Genomic DNA, 14,106 nt, shown 5'->3' on the forward strand with positions numbered 1-14,106 from the left:
TTTCATGGATAAGCCTATTTGGTTGTGGTGTTTTGAAACGCCGCGAAGGCGGCAGGTGTGTCGATGTCGGCGTAAAAGCCTGCTTGTGGCAGTGCCAAGTGCTGTGCCTGATCCGGATTGGCGCGTGTGAATTTTGCGCATCCGGGGTTTGTTTTATCCGCAAGCAATTGGGGCCGCATTTGCGCAGGGACAACGATGGGATTGCCACGGGTCCCTGCGTGAAACGGGATTGAAATCTTGGCGACGTCAGCTGCCAAATGTGCTGCGATCAACGCGCGCAGATCGCCCTGTGTCAGTTGCGGTTGGTCACCAAGTCCAATCAGCAGGTGATCGACCATCGGGGGCGCAAGAAGACCGGCCCTGACTGAAAAGGGTTGGCCTTGTTCGAACTGCGGGTTGTGAACCAACCGGACAGGCAGGCCTGCAAGCGCTGTTTCGATCCGCTCCGCTTGGAAACCTGTGACAACACAGACTTCGCCATCAACCGCCCCAAGATAGGTTTCCACAACATGCCGGATCATCGGTGCACCAGCTATGGGCAGCAACAACTTGTTGTGCTCCTGCATCCGGCGCGACAAACCCGCCGCCAAAATGATCGCGCCGACCTTAGACATTTTGCGCTGCCTTGATCAACAAACCACGTTTCACTTGCGTCAGTTCCGCAAGAATCGAGAGCGCAATTTCGGATGGCGTGACGGCCCCGATATCCATGCCCGCAGGGGCGTGAACCGATGCTATTTGCGTGGCTTCTACGCCAGCCTTCATCAGTTTTTCCGACAGGGCCGCATATTTCTTGGAACTTCCAACAAACGCAACGTAGTCAGCCGTTGCCGCCAAGCCAATCTTTAATGCCGCCAAATCACCCTGTCCTTGGGTTGCAATCACCAGATACCGCCCGCGCCCTGAAACACGAGGCGGCAGCGGTGTGTCTGTTTCACAGGCACCAATTGCCCAGCCAAATTGTCCAGCAAGTTCGGTCAATTTCTCCGCAACCGGAGACGCGCCAAACACCAATAGCTCTGGTTCGGGCATATGCGGTTCGATGAAAATGTCGATCGTGCCTTTGGACGGACAGCCATTGCGGGCAAACTGAATGCCATCGACGTTGTCGCCTGCAGATACGCCCTTTTGCGCAAGGTCTTCTTCGGGAGAGACCGAGATAAATTGCGGCTGGCCCGTATCATAGGCCCGCAAGGTCGCCGCTTTGATGGCACCGCGCACGCAACCACCGCCCAGCCAACCCTCTAGGATCGTGCCGTCGTCGCGCAGCAACGCTTTGGCCCCCGGTTTGGCGGCCGTCACGCCAGCCGTGCGCACGATGGTGGCAACGGCAAAAACATCTTCGCCTTCTTGCAACCCGCTTTCCATGATCTGTTTGGGTGTCATAACTGTGCGAAATCCTGCTCGAGGGCGGCCAGATCGCCCAACGTGTTTGCCGCGCGGAACAGGTCAAGATGCGGCAGCGCCTCGGCCATGGCACGCGCGGTCGGCTCGTAGCCATCCCAGCCCTTCAGCGGGTTCAGCCAGACCACCTTGCAGCCGCGTGTCTTAAGGCGGATCAAAGCGTCCGAAATACGGCTTTGGGATGCGGTGTCATACCCGTCAGACAGGATCATCACGACGGTCCGATTGTCCACAAACCTGCGCCCGTAGGTGCTTGCAAATTTGTTCAGACTTTCGCCAATCTTTGAGCCACCCGCGAACCCGTCAGCAAGCAAAGACAGTCGTGCAAGGGCGCGCAAGGCATCCTTGTCGCGCAAAGCTTCGGTAATCCGAACCAACCGCGTATGAAATAGGTAGGCATCGGCGCGACTGTCCGCGCGCATCAATCCGGCTAGAAAAGCCAGGAAAATGCGCGAATAAACAGTCATCGAGCCGGATACGTCACAGATCGCTGTCAACCGCAGCGCGCGATCTGGCCTGTGACGTTTGGGCAAGGCAAACGGCTCGCCTCCGGTCGCAAGGCTTTGGCGCATGACTTTGCGAAAGTGGATTTGATCCCCTTTTCGGGCCGCTTTGCGACGCCGCGATCTGTGGTCCCGCATCACAGCGCCAAGCCGCATGGCAATCTTTTCGGCAGCCTCAATATCCTCGGGCAGCACAATGTCGCGCAGGTCTTTTTTGAACAGATTGGCGACATCTGTGGCGACCAATTTGCCCTCACCATCGCTTTCAGCTTCGCCATCAGATCCATCAGGCGCTGTGATGTCGCCCGTACCGCCGATTTCACCCTCGGCTTCCGCATGACGGGACGAATGCACATTTTTGTTCTCGCTCGGTTTTATGGTCGGCGTTACACGCGTTTTCACGCGACCACCGTTCATCCAAAAGCTGTTGAACAGCCCGTCAAATTGCGCGGCCTCGTCGGCGCAACCCGTGAAGACGGATTTCAAGGCGCGCCGCGTATCATGCGGGTTTGTGGCGTTAATATGGGTCAGCGCATCCAAAGCGATGCCTGTTTCACCGACCCCAAGGCGCAAACCGTTGTCGCGCAAATGCGCCACAAAGCCTGCCATGCGCGCAGCTGGCCCTGGATCACGAGCGGCGAATTTGGTCACAATGCTCATGCCGCTTTGCCCGCTAAACGCTGGGCAACCTCGGTTGGAATGGCGCTTTGATCGGGCTGGGTTTTCAAAAGCGTCGTTAACGTCGCCTGTAGAATAGCAGGATCATCCGTTAGGTCAGCCACACCAAGCCCCATGAGGGCGGCGGCGAAATCCAGCATCTCGGCGATGCCCGGTTTTTTCTCCAGCTCCTGCTTGCGCAACGCCTGCACGAACCCCACGATTTGCGCGCACAGACGATCCGTAATGTCGGGATAACGCGTGATCAGAATGGTCAGTTCCGTCTCGTGATCCGGGTAGGGCACATGGGCATAAAGACAGCGACGGCGCAGCGCGTCGCTAAGATCGCGGGTGCCGTTGGCCGTCAGGATCACGATGGGGCGCGTTATCGCTGTGATCGTGCCCATTTCAGGGATCGTGATTTGAAATTCAGACAGAATTTCCAGCAGATAGGCCTCGAATTCCTCATCCGCGCGGTCGATCTCGTCGATCAAAAGAACGGGCGCTTTGTCTTGGCGGATCGCCTTAAGCAAAGGACGTTCCAGCAAAAACTCATCCGAAAAGATCCGCGCCTCAACCGCTTTTCCGGTCTCGCCATCCTCTGATGCGGCGCGGATCGCCAAAAGCTGACGTTGGTAATTCCACTCGTAAATCGCCTGCGCGGCATCAAGACCTTCGTAGCACTGCAGCCGGATCAGTTGCGTCTCCTGCACCGTGGCCAACACCCGCGCGACCTCGGTTTTACCGACGCCAGCGGCACCCTCAAGCAGCAAAGGACGCCCAAGCGAGAGCGACAAATGCAGCGCCATCGCCAGATCGCTTGAGGCAATATAGCCCTGATCGGCCATGGCCGTTTGCAACGTATTCCAAGTCATCGGTGTCCTCCCAGACGACGTGGGCCACACGTGCGGCCCACATCATTTCCTTTAGTCGTGCATGCCCAGATCATTGGCTGTCTGCCAAATGCGCCAGTGGTCGTGGGGCATGTTGGTGTGACGGTTGCCAAACGGGCGGAACGCGTCCTGCACCGCATTCGAAAAGCACGGAACGCCGCCGACATGCGGGCTTTCGCCGACACCTTTGGCCCCGATCGGGTGGTGCGGGCTGGGGGTGACGGTAAAGTCGGTCTCGTAGTTCGGCACCTCCCAAGCGGTGGGCAGGAAGAAGTCCATGAGCGTGCCGGTCTTGCAGTTGCCCATGTCGTCGTAGGCAATCTCTTGACCCAAGGCGACGGCGAGCGCCTCTGTCAGGCCGCCGTGGATTTGCCCCTCGATCACCATCGGGTTGATCCGTGTGCCGCAATCGTCCAGCGCATAGAACCGGCGTATTTCCGGCACACCCGTGTCCACGTCGATGTCCATGACGCAGACATAGGCGCCAAACGGGTAGGTCATGTTGGGCGGGTCATAGTAGCTGACCGCTTCTAGACCCGGTTCGAGCCCCGGTATCGCTTGGTTGTAGGCGGCGTAGGCGATGTCTTTCATCGTCTTGAACTGCTCAGGTGCGCCTTTGACGACAAAACGGTCCACGTCGAATTCCACATCGTTGTCGTGGACCTCTAGCAAATAGGCCGCGATCATCTGCGCCTTGGCACGGATTTTGCGCCCCGCCATTGCCGCCGCCGCCCCAGCCACTGGGGTCGATCGTGACCCGTAGGTGCCAAGGCCATACGGGGCCGTATCGGTGTCGCCTTCCTCGATTGTGATGCTTTCCGCAGACAGACCAATCTCGGTCGCGAGGATTTGCGCAAACGTCGTGGCGTGCCCCTGACCTTGGCTGATCGTCCCAAGCCGCGCGACGGCCGATCCTGTCGGGTGGATGCGGATTTCGCAGCTGTCAAACATGCCCATCCCAAGGATGTCACAGTTTTTCACAGGGCCCGCGCCGACAATCTCGGTAAAGAAGGACAGACCGATGCCCATGACTTTGCGGGTTTCGCCGCGCTTGAACGCCGCTACGCGTTCTGCCTGTTCGGCGCGCAGGCCTTTGTAATCAACCGCCAACAACGCCTTGTCCCAAGCGGTCTGATAATCACCAGAGTCGTATTCCCAACCCAGCGCCGCGGTGTAAGGAAACTGCTCTTTCTTGATGAAATTGATGGAGCGCAATTCAGCTGGATCCATGTTCAACTCGATCGCAAGGACCTCGATCATACGTTCGATGAAATACACGGCCTCCGTCACGCGGAACGAGCAGCGATACGACACGCCACCCGGTGCTTTGTTGGTGTAAACACCGTCCACGCCAAGGTAGGCGACGGGGATGTCATAGGACCCCGTGCAGATGTTCATAAAGCCAGCAGGAAACTTGGTCGGGTCCGCGCAGGCGTCAAACGCGCCGTGATCGGCGGTGACGTGGCAGTGCAGGCCGGTGATTTTGCCGTCTTTGGTGGCGCTGATCTTGCCCTTCATCCAATAGTCACGCGCGAAGGCGGTGGACATCAGGTTTTCCATCCGGTCCTCGACCCACTTCACCGGAACACCGGTGACGATAGAGGCGACGATAGAACAGACATAGCCGGGATAGACGCCAACCTTGTTGCCAAAACCGCCGCCAATGTCAGGCGATACAACGCGGATGTTGTGTTCTTCTATTCCCGACAGCAGGGATGCGACCGTGCGCACCACATGCGGTGCTTGGAACGTGCCCCACAACGTCAGCTTGCCGTTGACCTTGTCCATCGACGCAACCGATCCGCAGGTTTCAAGCGGGCAGGGGTGCGTGCGGTGGTAATACATCTCTTCGGTGGCGACGACGTCTGCATTGTCGATGACCTGATTGGTGGCGTCTTCCTCGCCTGCTTCCCACGTAAAGATGTGATTGGGATGCTTGCGCGGTCCGTGTGCGCCGTTGGGGATCGACCCGTCTTCGGCCACCAGATCTTCGCGTAGCACGACGTCCGATTGTAGCGATTTGAACGGGTCAACGATGACTTCTAGTTCTTCGTAATCCACCTCGACCAGCTCAACCGCATCGGCAGCGACATAGCGGTCAGAGGCGACAACGAATGCGACCTCTTGGCCTTGGAACAGCACCTTGCCGTCCGCCAGCACCATCTGTTTGTCACCGGCGAGCGTTGGCATCCAGTGCAAGTTCAGCGGCTCTAGGTCTTTGGCCGTGAGCACCGCGACAACACCCGGCAATGCCATGGCTGCGTCAACATTGATCGATTTGACCCGCGCGTGGGCGTAAGGGGAGCGCACGAAATCGCCGTGCAACATGCCCGGCAGCTTTATGTCATCGACGTAATTGCCCTTGCCTTGCGTAAATCGCGCATCCTCGACCCGCTTGCGTGAACAGCCCATGCCCCTAAGGTTGGCGACCCGTTCGTCGCGTGTGATTTCGTCCTTCATTGTGCCGCCTCCACTTCTTTTTGTCCTACCACGTCGTTGCTTGAGGACTTTGCTGCATTCAGTTCAGACGCCGCTGAAAGAATAGATTTCACGATGTTCTGGTAGCCCGTGCAGCGGCAGATATTGCCTGCGATGCCAAAGCGAACCTCGTCCTCGGTCGGGTTGGGGTTTTCTTCGAGCAGCTTGGCCGCCCGCGTAATCATGCCCGGCGTGCAAAACCCGCACTGAAGGCCGTGGTGTTCTTTGAAGTTCTCTTGCAAGACGTGCAGGGCATCAGGGCTGCCTAAGCCTTCGATTGTCGTCACCTCTGCGCCGTTGGCTTGCGCCACAAACACCGTGCAGGATTTCACCGATTTGCCATTCATCGTTACGGTGCACGCCCCGCAATGTGACGTTTCACACCCCACGTGCGGGCCGGTAATGTTCAATTTTTCGCGCAGCGCGTAGATCAGCAACTCGCGGGGTTCTGCGAGGAATTCGTGGTCCGCGCCGTTCACGTTCAGTTTGACGTGCATCTTGTTTGACATGTTCAATTTCTCCCTATGCGCGCGACCAGGCACGCGCGATGGCGCGGCCCAAGACAATGCCTGCGGCGTGACGTTTGAATGCGACGGGGCCGCGGTTGTCTTCTGTTGGATCGATGTCGTCGAGCATTGCTGTGATGGCTGCCTTTAGCGACGCATCATCACAAGTGCTTCCAATCAACGCCTCAGCAGCAGCTTTAGACCAGACCGGCACATCGCTGAGGTTGGTCATCGCGATGGAAGCGGTCGCAACCTTGCCGCCGTCTTTGGACATCTGCACTGCAGCGGCAGCCGTGGCGTAATCGCCGATTTTGCGTTTTTGTTTCTCGTAAGCATACCCACCCAGTGGGGCCGCAAACGATATTGCCGTCAAAACCTCGTCGTCTTCACGCTCGGTCATGTAGGCGGCTTCGTAAAATTCACGCGCATCAATAACCCTGTCTCCATCAGGGCCGGTCACATGGAATTGCGCGTTCAAACACTGCATCAGGCCGGGCATGTCGTTGCCCGGATCACCGTTTGCAACATTGCCACCAACAGTGCCCATGTAGCGGACCTGTGGATCGGCAATCTGCAACGCCGCCTCTTTCATAATTGGTGCTGCTGCCTTTAGCGCGTCCGAGTTGATGATGTCATGCTGCGTCGTCATTGCGCCGATCCGCACAACGCCATCCGCGACACTAATTGCCCCAAGCCCGTCGATGTCTTGTAGATCGATCAGATGCGGGACCTCGGCCATCCGCAGTTTCATCATAGGGATCAGGCTGTGCCCCCCTGCGATCACACGGGCATCGTCGCCGTGTTCTTGTAACAAGGCAATCACGCCTGCCATGTCTGTTGGCCTGTAGTATTCAAACGCTGCTGGTATCATCGCTTCGCCTCCCGTTCCGCAAATGGATGTCAGGAGTAAACTTGTATGCAGTCGCGCACCGACGCTTGTGCTATTCAGCGAGCTGTTAAGGAATTTTCACGAACTGCGCGTCATCCTGCACGAGTTGCGAAATCTCAGATGCCAAGCGCGTCGCGTACGGGTTTCAGGTTAGAACGACTCACCGGGACGGTTGGTAAATCGGGTGCGGCAAAGCGACAAACACCGGTGTCTTTAAGCCGTTCAAAATGTTCGACCTGTGTCGGGTTCACCAAATAGCTTCTGTGGGTCTTTAAAAAACCGATCGCACCGAGGCGCTTGGCGGCCTCCGTGATTGGCCAAGTGCAAAAATGCTGCCCGGTTTGTGTATAGACATTTGTATAATGCCCCTGGGCACGGACAAACGCGACCTGCGCAGGATCGATCAAATGCGTCATGCCTTCGCGTTCGCAGGGGATTCTGATCGAAGCTGGCATGACGTGTGGCGGGGCGGCTTTTGTCGTGGGCGTAACCGAAAAATCCAGCGGATCCGCACCGTCCAGTACGGGTGCATTTGGATCCAGAAACGTGACACTCATCCACAAGAACGCGCCAAAGATCACAAAGCTGGATAAGATCACACCAACGGCAAGTATCTCGTTGCTCATCACCGGTCCGAATTCATTCAGGGTCGGAACCTCGATAAAACTGGTGCCAAGAGTCGCGACAAAATGAACAGAAGACACGGCGAACCCAAAGCAAAGCGTGCCGAGCAAAATGTTGCGATTGTTGCGCTGACCGTAGGCAATCCAGAACGCCAAAATACACAATCCAATGGCTGAAACGACGGCCAACACGATCCCGAAAGGCGTGTATATGGCACGGCACAACTGCAACCCCGCCATCCCGACATAATGCATCGCAAGAATACCGCATCCAACCAAAGCACCGGCACCACAAAGGGTCGCTGTCGTGCGTTCGCGAAAATGCAGCAACAACAACGCCACGCCAACAATCAATATCGCGAGCAAGGCCGAAGCCAGTGTAATCGCCGCATCATAATAAAACAGGATAGGCATTTGCAGGCCCAGCATTGCCACAAAATGCATCGACCAGATGCCGCCTCCAAGCGCTATGGCAGACATCGCAACCGACCCTTTTCGGCGTGACACACTTTGCGATGACAGGTTTTTTGACAACGTAAACCCAGTGAACCCCGCCACAATAGCGATGATCATTGAGGCAAATACCAGCCATGTATTATGACTAACGTCCAAGACATCCATGATACGTGATTGCACCAAATTCCTGACAAATCAAACACGGAAGGTCAGTAGGCCGTTCAATTTTGCGCCAAAAGCGGAAAAATTCGGGCCGTTCGTCAAAGGTAAAACCATCTCGCTGAGAACAATCTGCGGGGTTTTAGACTTACAAATCGTTCACGCCGCACCAATCAGTTTGGGCTGACCTGCGTCATTTGGAAGTTTTCGACCCGCGCAAAGTGGAGCGGCTAAAATCGTTCGCCCCGTGTTCAGATGTCGATCTTAGTTTGACCGGGCAATAACTGTACTGTGCATCGTATACGCGCCTGTTTCGCTTTGCTCCAGATCCAATTGCTGTAACCCAGTCACGCACTGATCTGCCGTAAACATCCACTAAATTTCGCAGACCTCCAATGTCTTGATTGGTGGAAATGTTAACTTTTGGTCAACTTGGATACATTTCAACATTCTTACAGGTCGGACGAGTTTTGGCCAAATGTCTTTGACGTTCCTATGGGTCCAAAATCCACACCCGCTACGGCCTGCCAGGAACACTTAAGACAGGGCTAGATGGGCTGACGGTGACTTCACGAAGATGCCCGTGGGTACGGCCGTAAATACAAACGTTATTTTTCTAAAGTGATCCTTGATACTGCCAGCAAAAATTACAGCTTCACGTGGACCAATTTTAAACCTTAGACCAAACCGTCCAGCTGCCTGATGCGCAGCTGTGTGATGCGGTTGCCGTCGCGTTCCAGCACTTCAAAGCGAAAGCCGTGGAAGGAAAACACCTGACCGGCGGTCGGGATCATTTGCGCCTCGTGAATGACCAAACCGGCGACTGTGTTTGCCTCGTCATCGGGCAGGTTCCAGTCGGTGGCGCGGTTCAAATCGCGGATCGTCATGGCCCCGTCGACAAGGAACTGATCGTCTTCGGATTCGGTCACTTGGTGCTCTGCATCGTCATCAAATTCGTCGGTGATTTCGCCAACGATTTCCTCGAGAATGTCTTCTAGCGTGATCAAACCCTGTAGGCTGCCGTACTCGTCCACCACCAGCGCGAAATGCGTGCGATTGCGCAGGAACTGGCGCATTTGGTCGTCCAGCGTTGTGGTTTCAGGCACAAAGTAGGGGGCCATCGCCACGGCGGATATGTCGAACGTTTTCAAGGCGCTGGCTTTGCCTTCCGGGCCTCCAATGTCTTTGAACATGGCGCGTGCGAGGTCTTTGGCGTGGATCACACCGATGATGTTTTCAGGGTCGTCACGAAACACCGGCAGACGGGAATGGCGTGATCCCAGGCACTGCTCCAGAATGGTTTCGGGCGCGTCGGCCACGTTGACCATTTCAATGTTGGATCTGTGCAACATGATCTCTTCGACCACACGGTCACCCAAATCTAGCGCACCCAAAATCCGGTCGCGGTCTTCTTTTTCCACAACCCCTTCGGAGTGGCCAAGTTGCAGCGCTCCGGCGATTTCTTCGCGCACGGCCAGAATGTTGCTGTCAGGGTCGATTTGCACGCCAAAGATGCTGAGCACACCGCGTACCAACAGGCGCACCGCCGACACGATGGGCGAAAATACAGTGACCACCAAAGAAATCGGGCGCGACACGGCAGACGCTGCTGTTTCCGAATTTGTGATGGCGTAGGTTTTGGGGAGAACTTCGGCGAAAATCAGGACCAAAAGCGTCATGGCGAGGGTCGCAATCACAACGCCGCTTTCGCCAAAAGCCTTTGTAAACATGGCAGTCGCCAGAGACGTCGCCAGGATATTCACAAGGTTGTTGCCCAGCAAAACCGACCCGATCAAGCGCTCGTTGTCCTCGGTTATGGCCAGTGCCCGTTCGGCACCGCGTGATCCTTTGTCGGCCTGCGCACGCAATTTCCCGCGCGAGGCGGCCGTCAACGCGGTTTCAGACCCTGAAAAGAAGGCCGACAACACCAAGAGAAAGAGGATCACGGCTGAGGTGATCCAAAATGCGCTGTCCAGCGTGGCCATTGATACGTCCATTTGTGAGTATGTCCTTTACCTTCATTGCGTTATGGGGGTGCAAGGCAGTGCAATCAAGGGGCGCGTCATGCGGCATAAACATATTGGCGTTCTGGATGGAACGGTTCTGGTCTTTGGCGGACCCTATTCTAACGCGCAGGCGACAACGGCTGTGCTGGCGCAAGCGGCGGTTTTGGGCATTGCCCCCAGTCATGTGATTTGCACCGGCGATGTGGTGGCCTATTGCGGTGCACCGGGGCGCACGGTTGCGGCAATCCGCGCCTCTGATTGCACGGTTGTGGCCGGCAATTGCGAGGTGCAATTGGCAGCGGGTGCGATAGATTGCGGCTGCGGATTTGAAGAAGGCTCTGCCTGCGACGTTCTTTCTGCGCGCTGGTTTTCTTATGCATCCAAACACGTGCGCGATGCGGATCGTTCTTGGATGCGGCGCTTGCCAGACATCGCAACATTTGATCACTGCGGCGCACGTTACGCGGTGGTACACGGCGGCGTCACCGATGTTGCACGGTTCATCTGGGACAGCAGCGATGACGCTGTTTTTGATGAGGAATGGAACGAGATCGAACGTTTTGTCGGCCCCGTCGATCACGTGATCGCAGGGCATTGCGGTGTGCCGTTTGTGAAAACCACGTCGCGTGGGCGGTGGATGAACGCAGGCGTGATCGGAATGCCGCCCCATGATGGCGGCGTGGACACGCGCTTTGCGCTGTTAGAACAAGATGCATTTGTGGTGCGACCGCTAACCTATGACGTCGCGGGGGCTGTGGCGGACATGGAAACCGCGGGATTGACCCAAGGTTACGCCGACGCGCTACGAACAGGCTACTGGCCGTCCCAAGACGTTCTGCCTCAGGGTTTGCGGGTGTCAGGTTTCGCCAAAGGGTGATGTTCTAGCACCAGCTCGCTCAGCCTCTCGTCCAGAACATGCGTGTAGATTTCGGTCGTGGCGACGTCTGCGTGACCCAACATTGCTTGGATCGATCGCAAGTCCGCGCCGCCCGCCAGCAAATGCGTCGCAAAGGCATGGCGCAACGTGTGCGGCGTGACTTTGGCCGGGGAAACACCGCCGGCAACGGCCAGTTCCTTGATCAAAAGATAGAACCGGTGGCGCGTCAGGTAGCCTGCAACGCCGCGTGACGGAAACAGGAATTTGGACGCGGGTTTGCCCTTGGATTTGGCCAGATCATCCGCGGCATCACGCACCGGCAGCCACGCAGCCAAAGCTTCGCGGGCAGGGGGGGACAATGGCACAATCCGTTCCTTGCCGCCTTTGCCAAGGATCAAAAGCACCCGAGGATCGCCGCGTGCCGCTGACACAGGCAGGCCAACCAATTCGCTGACCCGCATGCCGGTGGCATACAACAGTTCCATCAAACAGGTGTTGCGGGTGCGGTCGCGACCATGGCTGCGGGCGGCTTCTAGCAGGCGGTCGACTTCGGCGACCTCAAGGGTCTTGGGCAAGCGTTTATCAAGCCCCGGTCCCGCGATTTGGATCGCCGGATTATCCTCGCGCCAACCTTCCTCAAATGCGAAACGGAACAGCTGTTTGATTGATGACAACCGACGCGCGCGGGTGGATTTGGCAAGGCCTTGGGCGTCACAATAAATCAGATAACCCTCAACATCGGATTGCGCGACGCTCTGAAAATCCTTTGCCTTTCCCGTGAGATAGGCGTCAAAATCCTTTAGGTCCCGACCATAGGCGAGCAAGGTGTTGTTGGCCGCACCCAATTCTGCGGCTTGTGCCTCGAGGAACGTGGAAATCCACTGGGCGGCTGAAATTGACGGGGTGTTCATGTGGCATCCTCGCGTTGCAGCACTTGCAAGGCAGACCGGCGGGCCGCGTCTTCTAGGCCCAAGGCACGCATCGCGCTAAGGCCTTTGCTCAGCTGGTCCAGATCGCCGTCGGCACCGGCCTGTACCGCGCGCAAGCTTTGTAAAATCGCGCGCCCAAGTTCGTTATTTTGCGCCAATTCGGTGATCGGTGTCGGGCCGTTAGACGTGCCAAATGCGTTAGCAATTGCACGTTCGTGCGCGGTTGTGGGGGGCACTGGATCGATCCAGCCTGTAGCGATGGCCAGATCAAAAACATGCCGTTTGGGGATGTCGCCCTGCGCGGCAATGGATTCGTAAAACGGCGACACCAGGATCACGTCCCATGCGATGCTGCGGGCGGGTTCGCTTAGGGTTTGCTTGCTAAGCGCTTCGCCAAACAATGTCGCAAACGGCACCGCGAGGCCTGCGGCCTTCATGTGGTTCCATGCATTTGGCAGGGTCTTGGAAATCGCATCGACGCTGCCGGTTTTTAGCGCTGTTTCAAATCGTTGCACTGCAGACACCCGATCCCATGTGCCGCCGGATGCTGCGGGTTTTCGTTGCGAAAAAATGCCCAACAAACGATTGTCACCCAAGGCCCCCGCAGCGGCCAGACGTTCAGCGGCGTCCAGTTGTTTTTTCCAACCGGCCACGTCGCGCAAATCCGCGTGGGCATAAACGACGGGCCAACTGCGCGTGCTGATCGGCTGGCCCAGGGCCTCGTGAATGCGAAACAACAACGGATCAGGGGCGGCAGGGCGGGGCAGCGGTGGTTCGCCCTCAAACAGGTCAGGATCAAGAAATCGCTCAAGTGCGGCAGTTTGCGCCGGCGTGATCGTTTCCAGCGCGTGCGCCGTGCCCAACAGCAAGGCTGCCGTGTCCCAATCACCAGCGCGAGCAGCACAAAAAACGCGGTAGGCGTAGTCCGGTGCAAGGCGCGGATCGGATTGAATAAGCGCGCAGGCCGTGTCTTCGGTTTCGTTCAGAAGTGCGGCCTGAATGTAGCGGCGTGCAAACGCCGGGTCGCGCTTGGGGTCAGCCTGTTCAAGCAGGGCAAGCGCCGGATCAACCGCGCCAGCCTTCATCACCGCATCAATGCGCGCCAGATCAAACAGATCGCTTTTGCCTGTCGCGGGGGCGGCATCAGCGAGCAATGTCGTGAAAAATACGGCCTGTGCTGCGGGCAGCGTCAGGTCCGGCATATCCGCCAGCACCTTGGCCAAGGTCGCCGCATCACTGCCCGACCACAGCGTATCCGGCAGGCCAGACACCGACGGCGGCAGCAACCCGATGCGCATAGGGGCGTTTTCGCCTAGCGGCATAACAGTCACGCTCGGCACAGATCCGCTGCCCGTTGTCGCGGGTTCATCCGGAATTAGCGCTGCAGGGGCAACACGGGCTGCGGTGGCCGCGCTGTCCAGCCAATCGATCGCAGACAAAGGCCGGTCTTGGGCAACCGCAAAAATCGGCAGCCCGATCAGGCACATCGAGGCCAAAAGGCGCGCTTTAGTCCGCATTCAAGGTCACAGGTACACGCACTTCGTCTTGGGGTGCGGCGAAATCGGCCCCAAAAAACGGTCCGACGTAGGCATAGCCAACCAACCCAATGAATCCAAAAACTGCGAGATAAATCAACAGTTTAATCAGTTTGAACATAAATTCGCCTGCCCTTTGGTCTTTTGATTTTGTCCAACTTATATATGGCCTTTTTCACAATATCACGTCA

Annotated in this window: 13 protein-coding genes; 1 reads left to right on the forward strand and 12 read right to left on the reverse strand. The window is 57.1% G+C overall.

Annotated elements, in window-relative coordinates:
• Positions 1–14 precede the first annotated feature (14 nt).
• The 9 genes from ACFIO0_RS06320 to ACFIO0_RS06360 all read right to left on the reverse strand — a co-directional run bounded on the left by ACFIO0_RS06320 (position 15) and on the right by ACFIO0_RS06360 (position 10,565).
• Entirely contained in the window at positions 15–614 is a 600-nt protein-coding gene (locus tag ACFIO0_RS06320) for an NTP transferase domain-containing protein (RefSeq protein ID WP_390914508.1), read from the reverse strand.
• Positions 607–1,386 (reverse strand): XdhC family protein, encoded by a 780-nt coding sequence (locus ACFIO0_RS06325; RefSeq protein WP_390914509.1) that lies wholly within the window; start codon positions 1,384–1,386, stop codon positions 607–609. The genes ACFIO0_RS06320 and ACFIO0_RS06325 overlap by 8 nt, the downstream gene beginning before the upstream one ends.
• Positions 1,383–2,567, reverse strand: a complete 1,185-nt coding sequence (locus ACFIO0_RS06330) for a VWA domain-containing protein (RefSeq protein ID WP_390914510.1) — start codon at positions 2,565–2,567, stop codon at positions 1,383–1,385. Before ACFIO0_RS06330 ends, ACFIO0_RS06325 begins: the two co-directional genes overlap by 4 nt.
• Positions 2,564–3,439 (reverse strand): AAA family ATPase, encoded by an 876-nt coding sequence (locus tag ACFIO0_RS06335; protein ID WP_390914511.1) that lies wholly within the window; start codon positions 3,437–3,439, stop codon positions 2,564–2,566. Before ACFIO0_RS06335 ends, ACFIO0_RS06330 begins: the two co-directional genes overlap by 4 nt.
• Positions 3,440–3,490: 51 nt before the next feature.
• Positions 3,491–5,917 (reverse strand): aerobic carbon-monoxide dehydrogenase large subunit, encoded by a 2,427-nt coding sequence (locus ACFIO0_RS06340; protein WP_390914512.1) that lies wholly within the window; start codon positions 5,915–5,917, stop codon positions 3,491–3,493.
• Positions 5,914–6,444, reverse strand: a complete 531-nt coding sequence (locus ACFIO0_RS06345; protein WP_390914513.1) for a 2Fe-2S iron-sulfur cluster-binding protein — start codon at positions 6,442–6,444, stop codon at positions 5,914–5,916. The genes ACFIO0_RS06340 and ACFIO0_RS06345 overlap by 4 nt, the downstream gene beginning before the upstream one ends.
• Before the next feature lie 13 nt (positions 6,445–6,457).
• Complete coding sequence (locus ACFIO0_RS06350; RefSeq protein ID WP_390914514.1) at positions 6,458–7,312, reverse strand: FAD binding domain-containing protein; 855 nt, start codon at positions 7,310–7,312, stop codon at positions 6,458–6,460.
• A 134-nt stretch (positions 7,313–7,446) separates the two neighbouring features.
• On the reverse strand, positions 7,447–8,574 hold the full coding sequence (locus ACFIO0_RS06355) for an MHYT domain-containing protein (RefSeq protein ID WP_390915291.1): 1,128 nt from the start codon (positions 8,572–8,574) through the stop codon (positions 7,447–7,449).
• Positions 8,575–9,245: 671 nt separating this feature from the next.
• Positions 9,246–10,565 (reverse strand): CNNM domain-containing protein, encoded by a 1,320-nt coding sequence (locus tag ACFIO0_RS06360; protein WP_390914515.1) that lies wholly within the window; start codon positions 10,563–10,565, stop codon positions 9,246–9,248.
• 67 nt (positions 10,566–10,632) lie between these two features.
• On the opposite strand from ACFIO0_RS06360, the gene ACFIO0_RS06365 reads away from it, so the two are divergent.
• Entirely contained in the window at positions 10,633–11,451 is an 819-nt protein-coding gene (locus ACFIO0_RS06365) for a metallophosphoesterase family protein (protein ID WP_390914516.1), read from the forward strand.
• Here the strand turns inward: ACFIO0_RS06365 and ACFIO0_RS06370 are convergent.
• Genes ACFIO0_RS06370 through ACFIO0_RS06380 form a run of 3 tightly spaced genes read right to left on the reverse strand, consistent with a single transcriptional unit; the run spans position 11,415 to position 14,036 of the window.
• Positions 11,415–12,362 (reverse strand): tyrosine recombinase, encoded by a 948-nt coding sequence (locus tag ACFIO0_RS06370; protein ID WP_390914517.1) that lies wholly within the window; start codon positions 12,360–12,362, stop codon positions 11,415–11,417. The genes ACFIO0_RS06365 and ACFIO0_RS06370 overlap by 37 nt on opposite strands.
• Positions 12,359–13,897: a hypothetical protein gene (locus ACFIO0_RS06375; protein WP_390914518.1), complete on the reverse strand. Its 1,539-nt coding sequence runs from the start codon at positions 13,895–13,897 to the stop codon at positions 12,359–12,361. The genes ACFIO0_RS06370 and ACFIO0_RS06375 overlap by 4 nt, the downstream gene beginning before the upstream one ends.
• Positions 13,887–14,036 carry a hypothetical protein gene (locus ACFIO0_RS06380; RefSeq protein WP_390914519.1) on the reverse strand — a complete coding sequence of 50 codons (150 nt, stop codon included), beginning with the start codon at positions 14,034–14,036 and terminating at the stop codon, positions 13,887–13,889. Before ACFIO0_RS06380 ends, ACFIO0_RS06375 begins: the two co-directional genes overlap by 11 nt.
• Positions 14,037–14,106: the final 70 nt, after the last annotated feature.

The sequence above is a fragment of the Pseudosulfitobacter sp. SM2401 genome (genome assembly GCF_042932805.1).
Taxonomy (GTDB): Bacteria; Pseudomonadota; Alphaproteobacteria; order Rhodobacterales; family Rhodobacteraceae; genus Ascidiaceihabitans.